At 68.2% G+C, this 18314-nt stretch carries 21 protein-coding genes; 5 read left to right on the plus strand and 16 right to left on the minus strand.

Annotated elements, in window-relative coordinates:
* Window positions 1–220: 220 nt before the first annotated feature.
* Window positions 221–2056, minus strand: coding sequence for an ABC transporter ATP-binding protein (locus tag LFM09_RS45195; protein WP_414102809.1), 1836 nt, complete (start codon window positions 2054–2056; stop codon window positions 221–223).
* Window positions 2053–3750: an ABC transporter ATP-binding protein gene (locus tag LFM09_RS45200; protein WP_414102810.1), complete on the minus strand. Its 1698-nt coding sequence runs from the start codon at window positions 3748–3750 to the stop codon at window positions 2053–2055. The genes LFM09_RS45195 and LFM09_RS45200 overlap by 4 nt, the downstream gene beginning before the upstream one ends.
* Before the next feature lie 200 nt (window positions 3751–3950).
* On the opposite strand from LFM09_RS45200, the gene LFM09_RS45205 reads away from it, so the two are divergent.
* The gene (locus tag LFM09_RS45205; RefSeq protein ID WP_414102811.1) at window positions 3951–4175 is read left to right on the plus strand and encodes a hypothetical protein; all 225 of its coding nucleotides are present in this window, start codon (window positions 3951–3953) and stop codon (window positions 4173–4175) included.
* Here LFM09_RS45205 and LFM09_RS45210 read toward each other — a convergent pair.
* The 8 genes from LFM09_RS45210 to LFM09_RS45245 all read right to left on the minus strand — a co-directional run bounded on the left by LFM09_RS45210 (window position 4165) and on the right by LFM09_RS45245 (window position 9131).
* Window positions 4165–4584, minus strand: a complete 420-nt coding sequence (locus LFM09_RS45210; RefSeq protein ID WP_414102812.1) for a hypothetical protein — start codon at window positions 4582–4584, stop codon at window positions 4165–4167. The two genes, LFM09_RS45205 and LFM09_RS45210, sit on opposite strands and share 11 nt — an antisense overlap.
* Window positions 4550–4969, minus strand: coding sequence for a hypothetical protein (locus LFM09_RS45215; protein ID WP_414102813.1), 420 nt, complete (start codon window positions 4967–4969; stop codon window positions 4550–4552). The genes LFM09_RS45210 and LFM09_RS45215 overlap by 35 nt, the downstream gene beginning before the upstream one ends.
* Before the next feature lie 56 nt (window positions 4970–5025).
* Complete coding sequence (locus LFM09_RS45220; protein WP_414102814.1) at window positions 5026–5439, minus strand: hypothetical protein; 414 nt, start codon at window positions 5437–5439, stop codon at window positions 5026–5028.
* On the minus strand, window positions 5439–5852 hold the full coding sequence (locus tag LFM09_RS45225) for a hypothetical protein (protein WP_414102815.1): 414 nt from the start codon (window positions 5850–5852) through the stop codon (window positions 5439–5441). Before LFM09_RS45225 ends, LFM09_RS45220 begins: the two co-directional genes overlap by 1 nt.
* Window positions 5853–5916: 64 nt before the next feature.
* Entirely contained in the window at window positions 5917–6252 is a 336-nt protein-coding gene (locus LFM09_RS45230; protein WP_414102816.1) for a hypothetical protein, read from the minus strand.
* Window positions 6253–6268: 16 nt separating this feature from the next.
* Entirely contained in the window at window positions 6269–7219 is a 951-nt protein-coding gene (gene sepH, locus LFM09_RS45235; protein WP_414102817.1) for a septation protein SepH, read from the minus strand.
* Window positions 7220–7320: 101 nt separating this feature from the next.
* On the minus strand, window positions 7321–8475 hold the full coding sequence (locus LFM09_RS45240) for a sensor histidine kinase (protein WP_414102818.1): 1155 nt from the start codon (window positions 8473–8475) through the stop codon (window positions 7321–7323).
* The gene (locus LFM09_RS45245) at window positions 8472–9131 is read right to left on the minus strand and encodes a response regulator transcription factor (RefSeq protein ID WP_414102819.1); all 660 of its coding nucleotides are present in this window, start codon (window positions 9129–9131) and stop codon (window positions 8472–8474) included. Before LFM09_RS45245 ends, LFM09_RS45240 begins: the two co-directional genes overlap by 4 nt.
* An 89-nt stretch (window positions 9132–9220) precedes the next feature.
* Here LFM09_RS45245 and LFM09_RS45250 point away from each other — a divergent pair, with 89 nt between their 5' ends.
* From LFM09_RS45250 to LFM09_RS45265, 4 genes are read left to right on the plus strand one after another with little or no spacing between them, the layout of a single operon-like run.
* Window positions 9221–9718, plus strand: coding sequence for a hypothetical protein (locus LFM09_RS45250; protein WP_414102820.1), 498 nt, complete (start codon window positions 9221–9223; stop codon window positions 9716–9718).
* Window positions 9715–10767 carry a peptidoglycan-binding protein gene (locus tag LFM09_RS45255; protein ID WP_414102821.1) on the plus strand — a complete coding sequence of 351 codons (1053 nt, stop codon included), beginning with the start codon at window positions 9715–9717 and terminating at the stop codon, window positions 10765–10767. Before LFM09_RS45250 ends, LFM09_RS45255 begins: the two co-directional genes overlap by 4 nt.
* Window positions 10764–11414, plus strand: coding sequence for an ABC transporter ATP-binding protein (locus LFM09_RS45260; RefSeq protein ID WP_414102822.1), 651 nt, complete (start codon window positions 10764–10766; stop codon window positions 11412–11414). Before LFM09_RS45255 ends, LFM09_RS45260 begins: the two co-directional genes overlap by 4 nt.
* Before the next feature lie 29 nt (window positions 11415–11443).
* Window positions 11444–12556 carry an ABC transporter permease gene (locus tag LFM09_RS45265; protein ID WP_414102878.1) on the plus strand — a complete coding sequence of 371 codons (1113 nt, stop codon included), beginning with the start codon at window positions 11444–11446 and terminating at the stop codon, window positions 12554–12556.
* 50 nt (window positions 12557–12606) lie between these two features.
* Here the strand turns inward: LFM09_RS45265 and serC are convergent, their stop codons facing one another.
* The 6 genes from serC to LFM09_RS45295 all read right to left on the minus strand — a co-directional run bounded on the left by serC (window position 12607) and on the right by LFM09_RS45295 (window position 18314).
* Complete coding sequence (gene serC / locus LFM09_RS45270; RefSeq protein WP_414102823.1) at window positions 12607–13734, minus strand: phosphoserine transaminase; 1128 nt, start codon at window positions 13732–13734, stop codon at window positions 12607–12609.
* Between the two features lie 279 nt (window positions 13735–14013).
* Window positions 14014–14898 carry a hypothetical protein gene (locus LFM09_RS45275; RefSeq protein ID WP_414102824.1) on the minus strand — a complete coding sequence of 295 codons (885 nt, stop codon included), beginning with the start codon at window positions 14896–14898 and terminating at the stop codon, window positions 14014–14016.
* A 164-nt stretch (window positions 14899–15062) separates the two neighbouring features.
* A complete protein-coding gene (locus LFM09_RS45280) occupies window positions 15063–15665 on the minus strand; it encodes a response regulator (RefSeq protein ID WP_414102825.1) in 603 nt (200 codons plus the stop codon).
* Window positions 15662–16717, minus strand: coding sequence for a sensor histidine kinase (locus LFM09_RS45285; protein ID WP_414102826.1), 1056 nt, complete (start codon window positions 16715–16717; stop codon window positions 15662–15664). Before LFM09_RS45285 ends, LFM09_RS45280 begins: the two co-directional genes overlap by 4 nt.
* Entirely contained in the window at window positions 16696–17493 is a 798-nt protein-coding gene (locus LFM09_RS45290) for an ABC transporter permease (protein WP_414102827.1), read from the minus strand. Before LFM09_RS45290 ends, LFM09_RS45285 begins: the two co-directional genes overlap by 22 nt.
* Complete coding sequence (locus tag LFM09_RS45295; protein WP_414102828.1) at window positions 17490–18314, minus strand: ABC transporter ATP-binding protein; 825 nt, start codon at window positions 18312–18314, stop codon at window positions 17490–17492. Before LFM09_RS45295 ends, LFM09_RS45290 begins: the two co-directional genes overlap by 4 nt.

An 18314-nucleotide genomic window follows, 5' to 3' on the forward strand; every position in this document is an offset into this window, starting at 1 on the left:
AGCGGCGATGACGCAACCAAAGCCCGTCTAAGGACCCGCCCAGCCGCCCACGCAAGGCGACCACCCGCACGCAAGGCGACCACCCCGCTGGAACCGGCGGCCAACCTGCGCAAGCCGACCCGAACGCCCGGAAACGGACCCCAGGGCCACCCCACCCAGGAACCAAGCATGAGGTCGCGTTCGCGCCAGATCCCCATTGGCGCGAACGCGACCTGCAGGCCTAGGCGAGCGAGTCGCGCCAGGCCGTGTGCAGAGCGGCGAACCGCCCGCGCTCACCGATCAGCTCCTCAGGAGAGCCGTCTTCCACCACAATGCCACCATCCAGCACCAGCACGCGGTCCGCGATCAAGACCGTCGACAACCGGTGAGCGATGATGAACGCCGTCCGGTCAGCCAAAACCGTCTCCAACGCGGCCTGAACCGCACGCTCGGTGGGCACATCCAGCGACGACGTGGCCTCATCAAGCACCAACACCGCCGGATCAGCCAGGAACGCCCGCGCAAACGCGACCATCTGCCGTTGCCCGGCGGACAACCGCCCACCCCGCTTGCGCACGTCCGTGTCATAGCCATCCGGCAGGGCAGCGATGAACTCGTGCGCACCGACCTCGGCGGCCGCAGCTTCGACCTCGGAACGCGAAGCAGACGGACGACCCAGGGCGATGTTGTCCGCCACCGACCCGGAGAACAGGAAGTTCTCCTGCGTCACCATCACCACGGCCTTCCGCAGCTCGACGTCCGCCACGGAACGCAGGTCGACCCCGTCCAGCAGAACCGAGCCCGCTGCCGGGTCGTAGAACCGGGCGACCAGCTTCGCCAGCGTGGTCTTGCCGGCACCGGTGGCACCGACCAGGGCCACGGTCTGACCCGCCGGCACGTCCAGCGAGAAGCGTGGCAGCACCAGGCGCGAGGTTCCGGGGTACTGGAACGACACCTCGGCAAAACGCACCGAACCACGGGCGTGTGGCAACGCCACCGGCGCGGAAGGTTCCGGCACCGAGGGCTCCTCCTCCAGGACGCCCGAGATCTTCTCCAGGGCGGCCGTGGCTGAGGAGTACGAGTTCGCGAACATCGCCAGCTCGTCGAACGGGTCGTAGAAGCGGCGCAGGTAGAGCGTGAACGCCGCCAGCACGCCCAGTTCCATGGCGCCCGACGTCACTCGGAACGCGCCCCAGGCCAGGACCACGGCCAGGGACACGTTGCCGATCGTGCGGATCGAGGCCACGAACATCGCCATCACGCCCAGGGCGTCGGTGTTCGCGTCGCGGAACTGGGCGTTGAAGCCCTTCATGATCTGCTCGTTGCGGGGCTGGCGGCGGAACGCCTGGACCGCGCGGATGCCGTTCATGGACTCGACGAACTGGACGATGATCTTGGCGATGGCGCCTCGGGTGCCGCGGTAGGCCTCCATCGAGCGGCGGCGGAACCAGCGCCAGATGAAGTACAGCGGTACGAAGCCCGCCACCACGACCGTTGCGAGCGGGGCGTCGAGCCAGATCAGGATCACCGCGATGCCCGCCACCGACAGGGCGGCGTTGAACAGGCTGTCGAGGCCCTCTTCCAGAAGATCCTGGAGAGCGTCGACGTCGCTGGTCAGGCGGGCGATGACCTTGCCGGACGTGTACTTCTCGTGGAAGCCGACCGACAACGTCTGCGAGTGGCGGAAGATCCGGCCGCGCAGGTCCAGGAGCAGGTCCTGGCCCACTCGGCCGGAGATCCGCAGGAACGCCCAGCGCAGGAACGTCGTCAGCACCGCGCAGACCGCGTAGCCGGCGACGCACCACAGCAGGATCGACGCGCCGCCGTCCAGCGCGGCCGGGATGCCCTGGTCGATCGCGGCGGCGATCAGCAGCGGGCCCGCGAGGTTCGCGAGGTTGCCGCCGACCACCGCGGCGATCGCCAGAGACGTGCGGCCCAGGTGCGGGCGCAGCAGCGAGCCCAGGAGCTTGCGCGAGCGAGCCTGCAGGCGCAGGCCCGTTCGGTGCGAGAGCTCCTCGATCTCCTCGGCGGCGACGCCGCGCCATTCTTCTTCTTGCACCACAACCTGATCACTCACGACGCCACCTCCTCTTCAAGCACTTCAGCGTCCATACTGGACAGCAGGCGCCGATATTCTTCGTTGGTCTCCAACAACTTCCGGTGCAGGCCGATCGCGGCGATCTTGCCGTCGACCAGCATCGCGACGCGGTCGGCGAGCTGCACGGTCGACGGGCGGTGTGCCACGACCAGCGCCGTCACGCCGTGCAGCACGCGGCGCAGTGCGGCTTCCACCTCGGCCTCGGTGTGCACGTCCAGCGCGGACAGCGGGTCGTCCAGCACCAGCACCGCCGGGCGACCCACGACCGCGCGGGCCAGTGCCAGCCGTTGCCGCTGACCGCCCGAGAGCGAAAGGCCCTGCTCGCCGATGCGGGTCGCGAGACCCCACGGCAGCGCGTCGACGAACTCCTCGGCCTTGGCCACCCGCAACGCCTCGCGCACCGCCGCCTCGGAGACGTCCGGCACGCCCAGGCCCACGTTCTCGGTGACCGACGCCGAGAACAGCACCGGTTCCTCGAACGCCGTGCCGACCACCGTCCGCAGGTCCTCCAGCGACAGGTCCCGCACATCGACGCCGTCGATCGTGACGCGGCCACCGGTCACGTCGGCCAGCCGCGGCACCAGCGCGGTCAGCGTCGTCTTGCCCGAGCCGGTCGCACCGACCAGCGCCACGGTCTCGCCGGGACGCAGGTCGAGGTCGATGCCGGAGAGCACCTCGCGGCCGTCCTCGAACGCGAACCGCACGCCCTCGAACCGGACGTGTCCGCGCATCGGCTTCGGCAGCGCGACCGGCGCCACCGGGTCGGTGATCGTCACCTGGGCGTCGATGACCTCCCAGTACCGCTCCAGCGCGGAGGCCGTCTGGTTCGTCTCCGCCAGCAACCAACCGATGGAGTCGATCGGCCAGCGCAGGTACGCGCTCACCGCGACGGCCGCGACCAGCGTGCCGATCGTCATCGACCCGTTCACGATGCCGATCCCGCCGACGCCGAGCATGCCCGCGATCGCGAGCTCGGGCAGCACGATCAGCACCGCCCACAGCGCCGCCAGGATCGAGATCTTGTTCAGCTCGGTGGTCCGCAGTTCGCGGGCCTGTGCCAGGAACCTCTTCGACAGTTCAGGCCCCCGGCCGAACGCTTTGAGCACCCGGATGCCGAGCACCGACTCCTCGACCGTCGTGGTCAGGTCGCCGGCCTGGTCCTGCGCCCTGCGCGCCACCACCTTGAACTTCGCCTCGAAGAAGTACGAGATGACGATCAGCGGAAGCGCGCCGCACAGCGACACGATCAGCAGCCACGGCGACAGCGCCGCGATGATGCCCAGCCCGATCACGACGACCAGGGTGTTCACGATCAGGAAGTACGACGCGAACGCCACGAACCGCCGCACTGTCGTGAGGTCGTTCGTCGCGCGGGACAGCAGCTGACCGGACTGCCACCGGTCGTGGAACGACACCGGCAGCCGCTGCAGGTGCTGGTACAGGTCGAACCGCATACGCGCCTCGACCTCGGCCGCGGGCCTGGCCACGACCTTGCGCCGCAGGTAGAACAGGACGGCTTCGCCGATCCCGAGCAGCGTCACGCCCGCGATCAGCCACGGCAGGGCCGAGATCTCCTTGCTCTGAATAGGTCCGTCGACGATGCGCTGCGTCACGAGCGGGATGCCGAGACCACACAGCATCGCGAGCATCGTCGCAGCGAGCACGACAGTCATCCGTGCGCGGTGGGGCCGCACGTACGGCCACAACCTCCGCAAGGTCCTGATTGTCGAGTTACGTTGATCGCTCACGCGATGAGCCCCCTCTTGGTCGCCCTCCAAAGTACGAAGGACCACCGACAGTCAGCATCCGGTTTTTCTCCCCACCGGAGCCTGCTGGCTCGACTTAGGTCGAGGTCAAGGGCACGATGACCACCATGACGCGGTTTCTGCGAACTGAGCAGACGATGGCGTTTCCACACGGACGGCTCATCGCCACGCGCGAGGGAGCGACCTACGTGCTGGCCCCCGACGGCTGGGACCACCTGGCCGGCCCGAGGCCGCGGCACGCCATGTTCGTCTCCCGCGAGGAGGCCGAGGACTGGTGCGAACGGGAGGGCTGGGACTTGCACCTGCTCGACCAGGTACCCGTCATCTCCTGAACGTGAAGAGCGCGACCAGCCCGTAGGCGACGGCCGCGAGCAACGCCTCGGCGTGGTGCCGGTTGGTGAACCACCCGAGGACGGGTTCGTGCAGCTTGAAGTACAGGCCGAGCCCCAGCAGGATCGGCCCGAGCAGGATGATCGGCCACACCGGCCGCACCCCGAAGACCCACAGGATCGGCCCCGCCACCAGCAGCGACGACACCAGCGCGAGCGGCAGCCCGATCAGCACGAGCAGCAGGAACGCCGACATCGGCTTGCTGTCGAGCCACGTCTTCAGGAAGCCGGACTCGTACGCCCACGTCCACGCGAGCACCAGCCCCGCCCCGACGGCCATCGACAGGACGACCCGGAACAACAGCCGGCGTCCCGTGCTACCCGTCTTGCCCGCGGTGCTCTGTTCGGTCACGCCGCCCACGGTAACCAGCGCTCACCACGGCAGCCAAGGCATACCCGGCAGCCCCCGCCGCGGCCAGCCCGACGAGGGCGTCCTGCAACGTCGGTGAACGGCGCATTCCGATCGCCACGAAGCCGAGGACGACCAGCAGTCCGGTCGTCACCAGCAACCCCGCGACCGCGGTGGGCCAGGAAGGGGTGAACCGGGCCAGTCTCAGCAGCCCCCAGGCCACCAACGCCCAGAGGACCCACAGCACCGGAGCCACGACCGTGAACCGGCCCCACGCGCAGCCGACCCCCTCAGGGCTCTGGCAGGCGAGGTCCCCCGCCGGGTGGATCGTCGCGACCCACGCCGCCGCGCACGATGCCCCGATCACGGCGGCTGTGACTGCCCTCATACCGAGCCCCATGCGCAGATCATCGCGGCGGAACGACCGGGGGTCCATGAGCAGAACTACTCGGCCGCGAGGCCACGAGCAGTGCTCGGGCGGCCCCTGAACAGCGCGCCGACCACAAAGGCGACGCACGGAAGGATCAAGTATCCGATCGCGACGAAATCGGGCTCGTCGAGCGCCACGACGTCGATCCGGACGTGGACGAGGACCAGGAACGACACGAACCACAGCAAGCTGCCGATCCCTGCGGCCGGCCACACGTAGCCGGACCGCGTCAGCCGGAACCCGAGGTGGATCAGCACAGCAGCGACGAGCAGCCAGCACGCGAAGATCGGTCCGATCATCCACGGGAAGCTGGCACCGCAGCCCGTACGGCCGGGACCACCGGTGCACAGGTTCGTGAACTCGGTCAGCGTCAGCAGAAAGCCCCGGCCGGCCAGGGCTCCCACGCCGGCTGCGACGAGTGTTCGCATCAACATGCGCGCCGCCGGCCCGTGCACAGAGCGGCAACCGCGAAGGCCGCGCACGGAAGGATCACGTAGGCCGTCGCCATGAAGTCGTGCACGTCCGCCTGAACCATGTTGTCGACGTGGAACATCCGGACGTAGATGAGGGCCAGGAACAGCACGAACCACAGCCCGCCACCGATCCCGATCACCCACCACCAGCGCTCGGCCCGCGTCACACGGAACCCCGCGTAGATCAACACCCCGGCGACGACCAGCCAGAACGAGAAGATCGGCCCGAACGTCAGTGAGAACCCGCCACCGCATCCGGTGCGGAAGGGCCCGCCGTTGCACCACCGCGTGAACACCGAAAGCGTCAGCAGAAACCCTCCGCCGACCACCGTTCCCACAACGGCTCCGACGGCCGTGCGCATCAGCATGCGCAAAGAGCTACCTGATCAAGCCCTCGACGAAGCGGATCTGCACGAACCCTCCACAGCACCTTCACCTGGTGAGCACGGCGATCAACGCGTAAAGGCCGGCGAACACGAGGAAGCCGACAGGGGAGAGCTGCAGGAGGAAGACCATGGCCACGACGGCCATGAGGGTCGCGGGCACGGCCACCAGCCCTGCCCGCGACACACCCAGGAAACGCAACGCCAGCCATCCCAGCACCGCACCCACGACCGCGAAGACCGGCACGGTCATCACGAAGGTGCCGAGACAGCCCCACTCGTCGTCCGTGCAGACGACCTCGTTCGAGATGAGGTGGAACACTCCCCACCAGGCCAGCCCGAGGAGTGCGCCCACTCCGGCAGCCAGCGCGACACGACGTCCCACGGGGTCAGCCGTTCAGTCAGCGGTTCGACCGCACGCCCAGTAAAACGTCCTCCCACGAAGGGACGATGGGGTGGTTCTTCTTCCCCCGCTTCGGAGGAGGGTCCTTGCGCACCGGCTTCTCCGCGGCGGGTTCCTGCTCCTTCTTCACCGGTGGTGGCGGTGGTGCGGGAGCGGGCTCCGGCTCCTGCAGCTTCTCCTGAACCGGCTTCGGTGCGGGCTTCTCGGCCACCACCGGAGCTGGAGCTGGAGCAGGCGCGGGCGCCGGAGGTGCGGGAGCCTGCACGGGCTCCTCCACCACCGGTGCGGGTGCGGCCACCGGAGTCGCCTCCAGTGCCTGCCGCGCCAGCTGCGTCACCGGGCGCACCGTGCGGAGCGTCCGGTTCGGGTTCGGGTCCATGAGGTCGACCGCGGCGTCGTCCAGCGCCGTCACCGTGCCGCCCTGCGCACCGGGGTGGAAGTGCCAGTGCGCGCGGTTCTCCGAGCGTCCGGTCTTCCAGAACAGCTGCACGATCCAGCGGCCGTCGTCGCCGCGCCACGCGTCCCACGCGGTGTCGGAGAGGTCGTGCCCGCGCAGTCCGAACGAGTGCGCGACGACCTCACCGAGCGTCTGCACGTCCGGGCCGTCCTCGCGGACCGGGTGCGCGCGCTGGGCCAGGTCGGCCGTGCGCGACCGCTCCAGGAGCACGGGGTACGCGAACCGCTCGATCCGGTGCGTGGGCATGCCCGCGGCGGCCGCGACCTGGTCGATCGACTCACCGGCGCGGATGCGGGCCTGGATCTCACGTGGCCGCATGAGGGCCTCGCCCGACTCGATCTGCATCTGGCCGAGGCGCGCGAGATCACCGCGCAGGGCCGCCCGAAGGCGCTCGTCGGCGGGGAGCGTGAAGCGCTCGCCGCGGTTTTCGGGGTCCTCGAGGATGACGGACTTGCCGTCCTCGTCGAGCCCGATGACTCGCAGCGCTCGCATCGTGGCCTCCCTGAATTTGCACCTCGCCAGCAGACAACGTTAGGACAACGAGCCTTCCAGGAGCGGGAGGCGCGCCGATATCTCTACGTGATCTTGCCAGTTCACGAGGGCTGTCGCACGCCCGTTTCCGGAAGGTTCACCTGGACCACCAGGCCTCCTCCCCCGTTCGGACGAGCCTTCACCGACCCCTGATGGGCCTTCGCGACGGACTGCACGATCGACAGACCCAGACCGGATCCGGCGGTCCCGGTGCGGTCGCGCAGCCGCCGGAACGGTTCGAAGAGCCCCGGCACGGCCTCTGCGGGCACGGTCGGCCCGGTGTTCGACACGACGAGTTCTCGATCAAGGCGGACGGACACCGTTCCGCCAGGTTTGTTGTAGAGCACGGCGTTGCGCAGCAGGTTCCCGATGAGCTGAGCCAGCAGCACCGGGTCGCCCTCGACCAGATAGGGCCGCACCGACACGTCGAAGGTGACTTCCTTCGACGCCGCGAGCGACGCGCACGACTCGACCTCGTCGTCGATCACCTCGTCCAGCCACACCAGCTCCCGCACCGCCAGTCCGCGGTCACTGCGAGCGAGCAGCAACAACCCGTCGATGAGCTTTTCGCTGCGCTCGTTCGTGTCGAGCAGATGCGCTCCGAGACGTCTGGTCTCCTCCGTCGCGCCGGGGTCGGCCAGCGCCACCTCGATCAACGTCCGCTGCACGGCCAACGGCGTGCGCAGCTCGTGTGAAGCGTTTGCGACGAACCGCTTCTGGCTGTCGAACGACGACGCGAGCCGGTCGAGCATCCCGTCGAACGTGTCCGCGAGCTCCTTCAGCTCGTCCGGCGGCCCCTCCAGCTCGATGCGCTGGTCCAGCCGGGTCGCCTCCAGCCGGTGCGCGGTCGTGGTGATCTCGTGCAACGGCGCCAGCACCCGCCCGGCCACGACCCAGCCGAGCCAGACGGCGAGCACCGCGGCCACCAGCAGCGCGATGATCGACTGCCACAGGACGGTGTTCATCGTGTCTGCTTTGACCTGATCCGCGGTGAACACCAGGGTGTCGGCGGGCAGCTGGGACGCCTCGACCGCGTCGACCCTCGCGAAATCGCCGTACGGGGACATCTCCGTCGTCGGTATCGCCCGTGCGACGGCCATCCCGTCGCTCAGCGGCGAGAAGTCGGCGAGCAGCCAGTAGTTGAGCCCGATCAGCGCGATGCCCGCGATCAGGAACACCCCGGCGTACCAGGCCGTCAGCCTGGTCCGGAGCTTCACGAGCCGAACCGGTAGCCGGCGCCGGGCACGGTCTCGATGACCTGCGGCGTGCCGAGCTTGCGGCGCAGCGTCATCACCGCCACCCGCACGGCGTTGGTGAACGGGTCGGCGTGCTCGTCCCAGGCCTTCTCCAGCAGCTCCTCTGCGCTCACGACGTTGCCCTCCGCCCGCATCAGCACCTCCAGCACCGCGAACTCCTTGGGCGAGAGCGGCAGGAACCTCCCGTCGCGCGTCGCCTGGTGCCGGGGCAGGTCCAGGGTGACCCCTGCCCGTTCGAGCACCGGTGGCAAGGCCGGTCTGGCCCGGCGGCCCAGCGCCTGCACGCGCGCCACCAGTTCCGCGAACGCGAACGGCTTGGTCAGGTAGTCGTCGGCGCCGAGCCCGAGCCCGGCCACCCGATCGTCCACGTCGGCCGCCGCCGTCAGCATCAGCACCCGTGCCTCGCCACCGGTCGCGTGCACCGCCTTGCACACCTCGTCACCGTGCACGAGGGGCAGATCCCGGTCGAGGACGACGACGTCGTACGCGTGCACCCCTACCCGCTCCAACGCCGCCTCGCCGTCGTAGCAGACGTCCACCGCCATCGAGAACCTGCGCAGCCCTTCGGCGATCGTGTCCGCGAGCAGCTGTTCGTCCTCGACCACCAGCACACGCATGACACCTATCTTCCGCGAATCGGGGATAAGCGCCGGATAAAGGCTTTCGCTTAACGCCGTCGAATGACCGGCTCCGTAGACCTGTCGTCGTGAAATCCACCATCGCAGTGCTGCTGGCCCTGCTCATGGCGCTCACCGCCTGCGGGTCCAAAGAGCAGCCGAACAACGCCGGTGCAGAGACCAAGGAAGACCCGATCAAGTTCGCCCAGTGCATGCGGGAGAACGGGGTCAACATGCCGGACCCGAAGGAGGGAGAGGGCGGCAGCATGATCTTCGAGGCCTCGCCCGCTGATGAAGGCGGCGTTGGTCAGATCGACGAGGAGAAGATGAACGCCGCGCACGAGGCCTGCAAGAAGTACCTCAAGAACGGCGGCAAGTACGAGCCGCCCTCGCCGGAGCAGCAGGACAAGCTGCGTCAGCAGGCGAAGTGCATGCGGGACAAGGGTTACAACTGGCCAGACCCGAACTTCGACGGTGGCGGCGCGGTCGAGACGCTGGAGCTGCCCAACCTGGACGACGAGAAGGTCAAGCAGGACATGAAGGACTGCGGCCTCGGCGAGTTCGGCGTGGCGAGGTCGGTGGGATGAAGCGCAGGGTGAACAGGAAGATCGTCATCGCCGCGCTCGTCGCGGCGGTGGTGCTCGGCACCGGCGGTGTCGTGGTGCTCACGAGAATCGCGTCCAACCAGGCCAACGCGGCGCCGTTGCAGAACGCCCCGTCGAAGACCGCGCCGGTGAAGAAGACGAACCTGGCCGACCAGCAGTCGGTGAACGGCCAGCTCGGCTTCGGCGTGGAACGAGGCCTGGCCTCGCGGAAAAGTGGCACCATCACCGGGCTGCCGAACCCGGGGTCCGTCATCGAGCAGGGCAAACCGGTGTTCTGGGCGGATGCCAAGCCTGTGCCGCTGTTCTACGGCACGCTGCCGCTCTACCGCGATCTGGAAGCGGGCATGTCGAACGGCCCTGACGTCAAAGTCGTGGAGGAGAACCTCGCCGCACTGGGATTCAAGGACTTCGGCGCCCCCGACGAGAAGTTCACCTCTTACACGGCCTCCGCGCTGAAGAAGTGGCAGAAGGCGAACGGCCTGGAGCAGAACGGAAAGCTCGGTCAGGGTGACGTGATCATCCAGCCCGGCGCGATCCGCGTGTCGGCGCTGACCGGCCAGCTCGGCGCACCCGCCGGCGGCGACCTGATGAAGGTCACCGGCACCGAACGAGCGGTGACCGTCGAGCTGGACACGGCCAAGCAGCGCCTGGCGAAGCAGGGCGACAAGGTCGAGCTGTCGATCGTCGGCGGCAAGCCGACCACCGGCACCATCGCCGGCATCAGCCGCAACGCCGGCGACCCGAACCAGGGCCAGAAGCCGAAGATCGTGCTGACGATCTCCGTCGACGACCCCAAGGCCGCGGAAGGCCTGGAGACCGCCAACGTCACGGCGCTCTTCACGGTGTCCAAGAAGCAGAACGTGCTCGCGGTCCCGATCGGCGCGCTGCTCGCGTTGAACGAGGGCGGCTACGGCGTGGTCACCGAGGACGGCAAGACCATCCCGGTCACCGTCGGGATCTTCGCCAAGGGCCAGGTCGAGGTGCAGGGCGACGGACTGCGCGAGGGCATGAAGGTGGTGACCACCGAGTGATCACCGTCGACCACGCGAGCCGGACGTATCCCGGTGGTGTGCAGGCGTTGCGCGACGTCTCCCTGACCGTCGGGGGCGGGGAGATGCTCGCGATCGTGGGTCCGTCCGGCTCGGGGAAGTCGACGCTGCTGCACCTGATGGGCACGCTCGACAAGCCGACCACCGGCAAGGTCGAGATCGACGGCAACGACATCTCCACGTTGTCGGACAACGCTTTGTCGGCGCTGCGGGCGCGCACGATCGGGTTCGTGTTCCAGCAGTTCTTCCTCACCGAAGGGCTGTCCGCGATCGAGAACGTGGCCTCCGGGCTCGTCTACGCCGGCGTGCCGCGCTCGAAGCGGCGGTCGATGGCGATGTCCGCTTTGGACAGGGTCGGACTGCTGCACCGCTCGCTGCACAAGCCGCACGAGCTGTCCGGCGGTGAACGTCAGCGGGTCGCGATCGCGCGGGCCGTGGTGAACACGCCCGGCATCCTGCTGGCGGACGAGCCGACCGGAAATCTCGACACCCAGAACGGCGCGGGTGTGCTGGAGTTGTTGGAAAGCCTCAACTCCGACGGCACGACGGTCGTGCTGATCACGCACGACCGGGACATCGCGGCGTGGGCGCCGCGCCGCGTCGAAGTCCGCGACGGGGTGATCGTGTGATCGACCTCCTCCGCCTCGGGTTCTTCGGCATGCGGACCCGCCCGATCCGCGCCGTGCTGTCCGCGCTGGGCATCGCGATCGGCATCGCCGCCGTGGTCGCGGTGGTCGGAATTCCCTCCTCCAGCGCCGCCGCGTTGAAGGAGAAGATGTCCAAGCTGGGCACGAACCTGCTGACCGCGGCGCCCGGCGAGGACTACTTCGGCCAGGACGCGAAACTGCCGGAGACGGCGGTGCCGATGGCCAAGCGGATCGGCGCGGTGTCGGCCGCCAGCGGCACCGGCAAGATCTCGGCGAACGCCCGCAAGAACGACATGGTGCCGTCGAGCGACACGCTCGGGCTGCAGGTGCAGGCGGCGGAGAAGGACCTGCTCAAGGTGCTGAACGCCGAGGTCCGCGCGGGCCGGTGGCTGTCGCCTGGCGAGAAGTCGGTGGTGCTCGGGGGCACCGCGGCGTCCCGCCTGGGCGTCGACAAGCCCGGCGTGCAGCTGTGGATCGACGGTCAGTGGTTCACCGTGATCGGCATCCTCGGCCCGTTGCCGCTGTCGCCAGAGATCGACAGGTCCGTGCTGATCGGCTGGGAGGCGGCGAAGGAGGCGTTCGGCTTCGAGGGCCACGCCAACACCGTCTACGTGCGCACGACCGAGGACCAGGTCGACAACGTCCGCAAGCTCCTCGGCCCGACGCTGAACCCGCAGAAGTCCAACGAGGTCAAGGTCTCCAGGCCGTCCGAGGCACTGGAGGCGCAGCAGCTGGCGGAGAGCTCCTACAACGCGCTGTTCCTGGGATTGGGCGGAGTCGCGTTGTTGGTAGGAGGCGTCGGCGTGGCGAACACGATGGTGATCTCGGTGCTGGAACGCCGGCGGGAGATCGGTCTGCGGCGGGCGCTCGGGGCGACCCGGCGGCAGATCAGGTGGCAGTTCCTCACCGAGTCGGTGTTGCTGTCCGGCCTCGGCGGGCTGGTCGGCGTGATCGTCGGAATCGCGGTCACGGCCGGATATTCGATCAGCCAGAACTGGCCGGCGGCACTGCCCTGGCCCGCCCTGCTCGGGGGAGTGGGCGCGGCCATCGCCATCGGCGCCATCGCCGGCGTTTATCCAGCGGTGCGGGCGGCCCGTCAGTCGCCCACGGAAGCACTTGCCTGAATGCCTTGGGGTGCACCGAGAACTCGTTCGGTGCACCCCAAGTGCGCTGTCTACAGCTGGCCGACGACCCAGTCGATGGCCTGCGTGAGGATCGTGACGTCGTTCGGCTCGATGGCCGGGAACATCGCGACCCGCAGCTGGTTCTTGCCGAGCTTGCGGTACGGTTCCACGTCAACGATCCCGTTGGCGCGCAACACCTTCGCCACAGTGGCGGCGTCCACCTCGTCGGAGAAGTTGATCGTGCCGACGACCTGCGAACGGTCAGCGGCCTTCTCCACGTACGGCGTGGTGTAGGCGGTCTTCTCGGCCCACGAGTACAGCCGGTCGCTGCTGTCCTTCGTACGCGCGACCGACCAGTCGAGGCCACCGTTGCCGTTGATCCAGTCGATCTGGTGCGCCAGCAGGAACAGCGTGGCGACCGACGGCGTGTTGTACGTCTGGTCCTTGGTGGAGTTGTCGAGCGCGGTCGGCAGCGACAGGAACTCCGGCACCCAGCGGTCCTTGAGCTCCTCGACGCGCTCGAGCGCCTTGGGCGACATCAGCGCGAGCCACAGCCCGCCGTCGCTCGCGAACGACTTCTGCGGCGCGAAGTAGTAGACGTCGAAGTCCTCGGCCTTGACCGGCAGACCACCGGCACCGGACGTGGCGTCGATCGCGATGAGCGCTTGGTCGGAACCCTCCGGGCGGAGGACGGGCATCGCCACACCGGTCGAGGTCTCGTTCTGCGCCCAGCCGACCAGGTCAGCGCCCTCGGCGTAGAACAGCTCGGGCGCGGTGCCCGGCTCGGCCTTGGTGACCAGCGAGTCCTTCAGGAACGGCGCGGTCTGCGTGACCTTCGCGAACTTGGAGGAGAACTCACCGTTGGTGAAGTGCTGCGCGGTCTCCCGCACCAGCCCGAAGCTGGCCGCGTCCCAGAACGCCGTCGTGCCACCGTTGCCGAGCACGACCTCGTACCCGTCCGGCAGCTGGAAGAGCTCACGCAGTCCGGAACGAACACGGCCGACGAGGTTCTTGACGGGCTTCTGCCGGTGCGAGGTGCCGAGCAGCGCAGCACCCTCGGACGCGAGAGCCGCAACGGCCTCGGGACGCACCTTGGACGGCCCGCAGCCGAAGCGGCCGTCAGACGGCTTGAGCTCGGCGGGAAGCACCAACGAGGTCGGATCGGCGGTCTGGGTCATGTGGTCACGCCTCCGGGGCGGATCGACGAGCTGTAGGGACCTGACCGGCGCCGTTGCCGGAGTTCACAGTGTTGCAGGCGGGTAGCCGCAAGGTGTCAGCCGGGTGTCGTGGGTCACGTGGGCCCGACGACACCGAGTTGATCATGACAGCAGAGTTCTGTTACGGTCCGTGCTCTCTCGGCCACCTGTGATCACGGAGGGTAATTTCAGTGTTGCGGATGTGTGCTGGTATGGGCGGGAACAGTGGCACCACGGATGAGGACGACTGATCCGCTGCCCTCAGAGGTGTGAGGCCGCCCGCTGTTCTTTCTTGAGCTCGAGCCGAATGCCGGCGCGGTGCCGGACAGGTGGGTCGAACAGCTCCATGGTGATCGTTCGCCTGTTCGTGTCGTCCTGGCCCTTCTGCAGGTCGTAACCCTTGTCGAGTTGCCCGATCGGCTCCAGGTACACATCGGTGCCCTCGGGCAGAACGATCCGGTGCACGGCGTGCGTGACCGGTTGGGCGAACATGAGGGTGAACTCGTCCGGCGCCCCCTCTGCGAGCGGCAGGCATTTTCTCGGCCAATCCAGCTCGACGACGAACGAGATTTCCGAGTCCACCCGAGGTGGCTCGTGAAAGTGAATCACCGCTGCCAGCGTGCCATCTTTGGGCCAGGACAGCGTTTTGTGCAGAGTGGTGCCCGGGGAGCCGTCGACGAGCAGGTTGCGCACCGTCATCCTGACCTGGCGCCGATATTTCGTCGGCTGCGGCCAGCCGCAGCCGAACTTCATGCGGACGAACAGCAGATCGGTTCCCAGGGGCCGGAGCTTGACCGTCAAGCTCGTGCGTGCGTCGCCGCGATCGCCGATGACGGTGGTCTCCTTCCATTCGAGAATCTGATAGCCGGGCCGCGTTTTGTCCAGTTGGTTGCAGTAGCGCGACAGCAACTCCTGCTGCGTCGCAAGTTCTCGTCGGTCGCCGCGACGGCTCGTCACCAGCGCGATTCCGGCGATCGTGACTAGCAGGACCGCGGCAACCAGGGCGCCCGACTTGATCGCTGTACTGCCGAGGATCGCTCCCAGGAGCACGGCGAACGACATGATGCCCACCACGGCCTGGGCAACGGCGGGCGCACCACGACTGTGGAGAAATTCCTCCAGGAAAAGAATCGTGTCTCGCAGCACCTGTCCCCCCGACTGATGTTGCGAACAGCGTCGACGACTGCCCGTGATAGTCGAATGAACAGATTGTTGCGCCGATGCCCGGTTCGTCGGAGTGCGGCACTCGAATGGCCGCCGGGCTCAGTGGTTCTTTCACCGCTGTGCACTAATGTCGTGACGCCGGGGTGTTACTGCAACATGCCGCGATCCATCGCGGTGGTGACCGCAGCCGTCCGATCGGATACCCCCAGCTTGTTGAACACCCTCAGCAGGTGAGTCTTCACGGTCGCCTCCGAAATGAACAGCGTCCGTCCGATCTCGACGTTCGACATGCCCTTCGCGACCAGCTTCAACACCTCCGCCTCGCGCGCGGACAACGGCGGCGTGCGCACCTGCCCGACGACCTTGGCGACCATCGACGGCGCCAGCACGGTCTCCCCGCGCGCCGCCGCCCGGATCGCCGCGATGAGGTCCTCGGTCGTGGAGTCCTTCAGCAGATAGCCGGACGCGCCGGCCTCGACCGCGCGAAGAATGTCCGAATCGGTCTCGTACGTGGTCAGAACCAGCACCCGCGGCCCGGTCCCGACGATCTTCGCGGTCGCCGCGACGCCGTCCATCTCGGGCATTCGCAGGTCCATCAGCACGACGTCCGGCTTCAAGGCAGCGGCCTGCGAGATGGCCTCGGCGCCCGACCCCGCGTCGCCCACGACCTCCAGGTCGTCGGCCACGAGCATTCCGCGCAGGCCCTGACGCACCACCGGGTGGTCGTCCACCAGCAGAATCCTGATCACAGCGGCACCTCCACCAGCACGGACGCCCCCTCGTCGGACGACAGCGAGAGCGTCCCACCCACCTGTTCCAGCCGGGCACGCATGCCCCGCAGACCGAAGCCCTCCGGTGCGTCGCCGAAGCCGCGGCCGTCGTCGCGCACCTCCAGGGAGACGTCGTCGGAGTCGAACCTCATCACGACGTCCACCCGAGAGGCTCCCGAATGCCGCGCGACGTTGTGCAGCGCTTCCTGGGCGGTCCGGAGCAGCACCACCTCCACCGAGGTCGCCAACGGCACGGCGTTTCCGATCACCCGGAACGACGACGGCAGCGAGACCCCGGAGACCAAGCGCCGCAACGCGTCCTCCAGTGAGGAACCGTCCAAAGGCGACGGTGCGTTGGACGCCACCAGAGCCCTGGCCTCACGCAGGTTCTCCCGTGCGGTCTGCAGGGCGAGCGAGACGTTGGGCTCCGCGCCCTGCAGCAGCGTGATGATCGACGTGTAGCCCTGTGCCAAGGTGTCGTGGATCTCTGCGGCCCATCGGGCCCGCTCGGCCTCCAGGGTCAGCGCCTCGATGCGTTGCAGCAGCTCGCCGCGTTGTTCGTTCTGCTGCGCGATCCGGCTGATCGCCCAGCCGAACGCCTGGGAGAAGCCGATGATCAGCAGCGCGCCCGGCCACGGCAGCGCGGGTACGGCGCCCGCTGCCCAGGTCAGGATCTGCGGTGTGAACACGAACACCGCCATCGGGAAGAAGGCCCACGCGACCGGCAGCACCATGTAGAGCTGCGGGACCAGGCCGAACAGGGCGAAGGTGGCGCTGCCGCTGAACCAGACCGCCGGCGCGAACGTGGCGAGCGAGCCCGCCGCGTAGACGAAGCCCTGCCAGTCGTCCTTCCCGCGCCGGACCAGCTTCCGGCCGTAGAACAGGAACCACAGGCCGTTCAAGCACAACAACCCCGCCGCCAAGACACGGTCGGCGAGGGTGTTGTTGTCGATCAGGATGAGTACGAGCGCGGTCGCCTGGGTGATCGCGAAGAGCACGTACCAGGTGATCAGCGACTGGTGTTTGTCCACTTGAAGGTCCTGCTGACCAGCACCAGGCCCGCGATCGTCCACGCTCCGAGCACCAGCGCGATCTTGCCGAGCTCCCATGATCCCGCCGCCTCCATGACCGCGTAGCCGTCGTCCAGTGCGAACACCGACCGGAAACCCTGACACACCCACTTCAGCGGGAAGATCGAACCCACCGTGCGCAGCGACTCCGGCAGCGCCGACTGCATGAGGAACACGCCGGAGAGGAACTGCAGCACGATGTACGGCAGGTTCAGCACGCCGGCGGCGTTGCGGGTCGACTTGGCGATCGAGCTCAACGCCACACCCAGCAGCGAGCAGGAGATCACGCCGAGCGTGAACACCCAGGCGAACGTCAGCCACTTGTCGAGGCTGGAAGGCAGCTCCACGTCGAACCGGAGCACGGCGACGACGAGCAGCAGCACCGCTTCGAAGAGGCTCGACACGAAGACCAGGACGATCTTGCCGATGAAGTAGGACGTGAACGGCATCGGCGTGCCGCGCAGGCGCTTCAGCGTGCCGTCCTCGCGGTCGGCCACGACGCTCATGCCGAGTCCGACGAACGACGTCGAGATGATGCCGGCGCCGATCATGCTGGCCGCGAACATCTGGGCGACCGCGGCCTCCTGCACGTAGACCGTGCCGAGCAGCAGCATCAGGATCGCGGGCAGCGACACCGTGAAGATGAGGTTTTCCTTCTGCCGGAAGAACTCCCGGAGCTCGGTCGCACCCCTCGAGAGACCGAGCGACAGGGTTGAAGGCAGCGTTGCGGTGGTCACGCGATCAGCTCCAGGTAGACGTCTTCCAGCGACGGGCGGGTGACGGTGAGTTCGGACAGCTCGCCTTGCCGGGACAGCTCGGCGATCACCTTGGTGGGCTCGGAAGTGCGGACTTCCTGGTAGCCGTGGTCGGACATCCAGCGCACGGTCGCGTCGGCGTGTGCGCGGCCGCCGAGCGTCTGCGGCGTGCCCTCGGCGACGATCCGGCCGCCCGCGAGCACGGCCACGCGGTCCGCGAGCGCCTCGGCCTCGTCCAGGTAGTGCGTGGTCAGCAGGATCGTGGTGCCCTCCGCGGACAACGACTTGATCAGGCCCCAGAACTGCCGGCGTGCCTCCGGGTCGAAGCCCGTGGTCGGCTCATCCAGGAACACGAGCTCCGGCCGGCCGACGATGCCCAGCGCCACGTCCAGCCGGCGCCGCTGACCACCGGACAACGTGCCGGCGCGTGACTTCGCCTTCTCGGTCAGCCCGACGAGCTCGATCACCTCGTCCGGGTCGCGCGGGTCGGCGTAGTACTTCGCGTAGTGCCGCACGGCCTCGTTGACCGTGAGGTTCGCGGCGTCGCTCGCGCTCTGCAGCACGATGCCGATCTTCGAGCGCCACAACCGGTCCGCCTCGGCCGGGTCACCGCCCAGCACGCTCACCTCGCCGGCATCCCGGTCGCGGTGCCCCTCCATGATCTCCACGGCCGTCGTCTTGCCGGCGCCGTTCGGCCCGAGGACCGCGAACACCTCGCCCCGTGCGACGTCGAGGTCCACCCCTGCCACCGCCTGGTGGTCCTTGTAGGCCTTGCGGAGGCCCCTCACTCGAATCGCGTTCAT

It is taken from the genome of Lentzea alba, assembly GCF_047445655.1.
Classification (GTDB): Bacteria; Actinomycetota; Actinomycetes; order Mycobacteriales; family Pseudonocardiaceae; genus Lentzea; species Lentzea alba_A.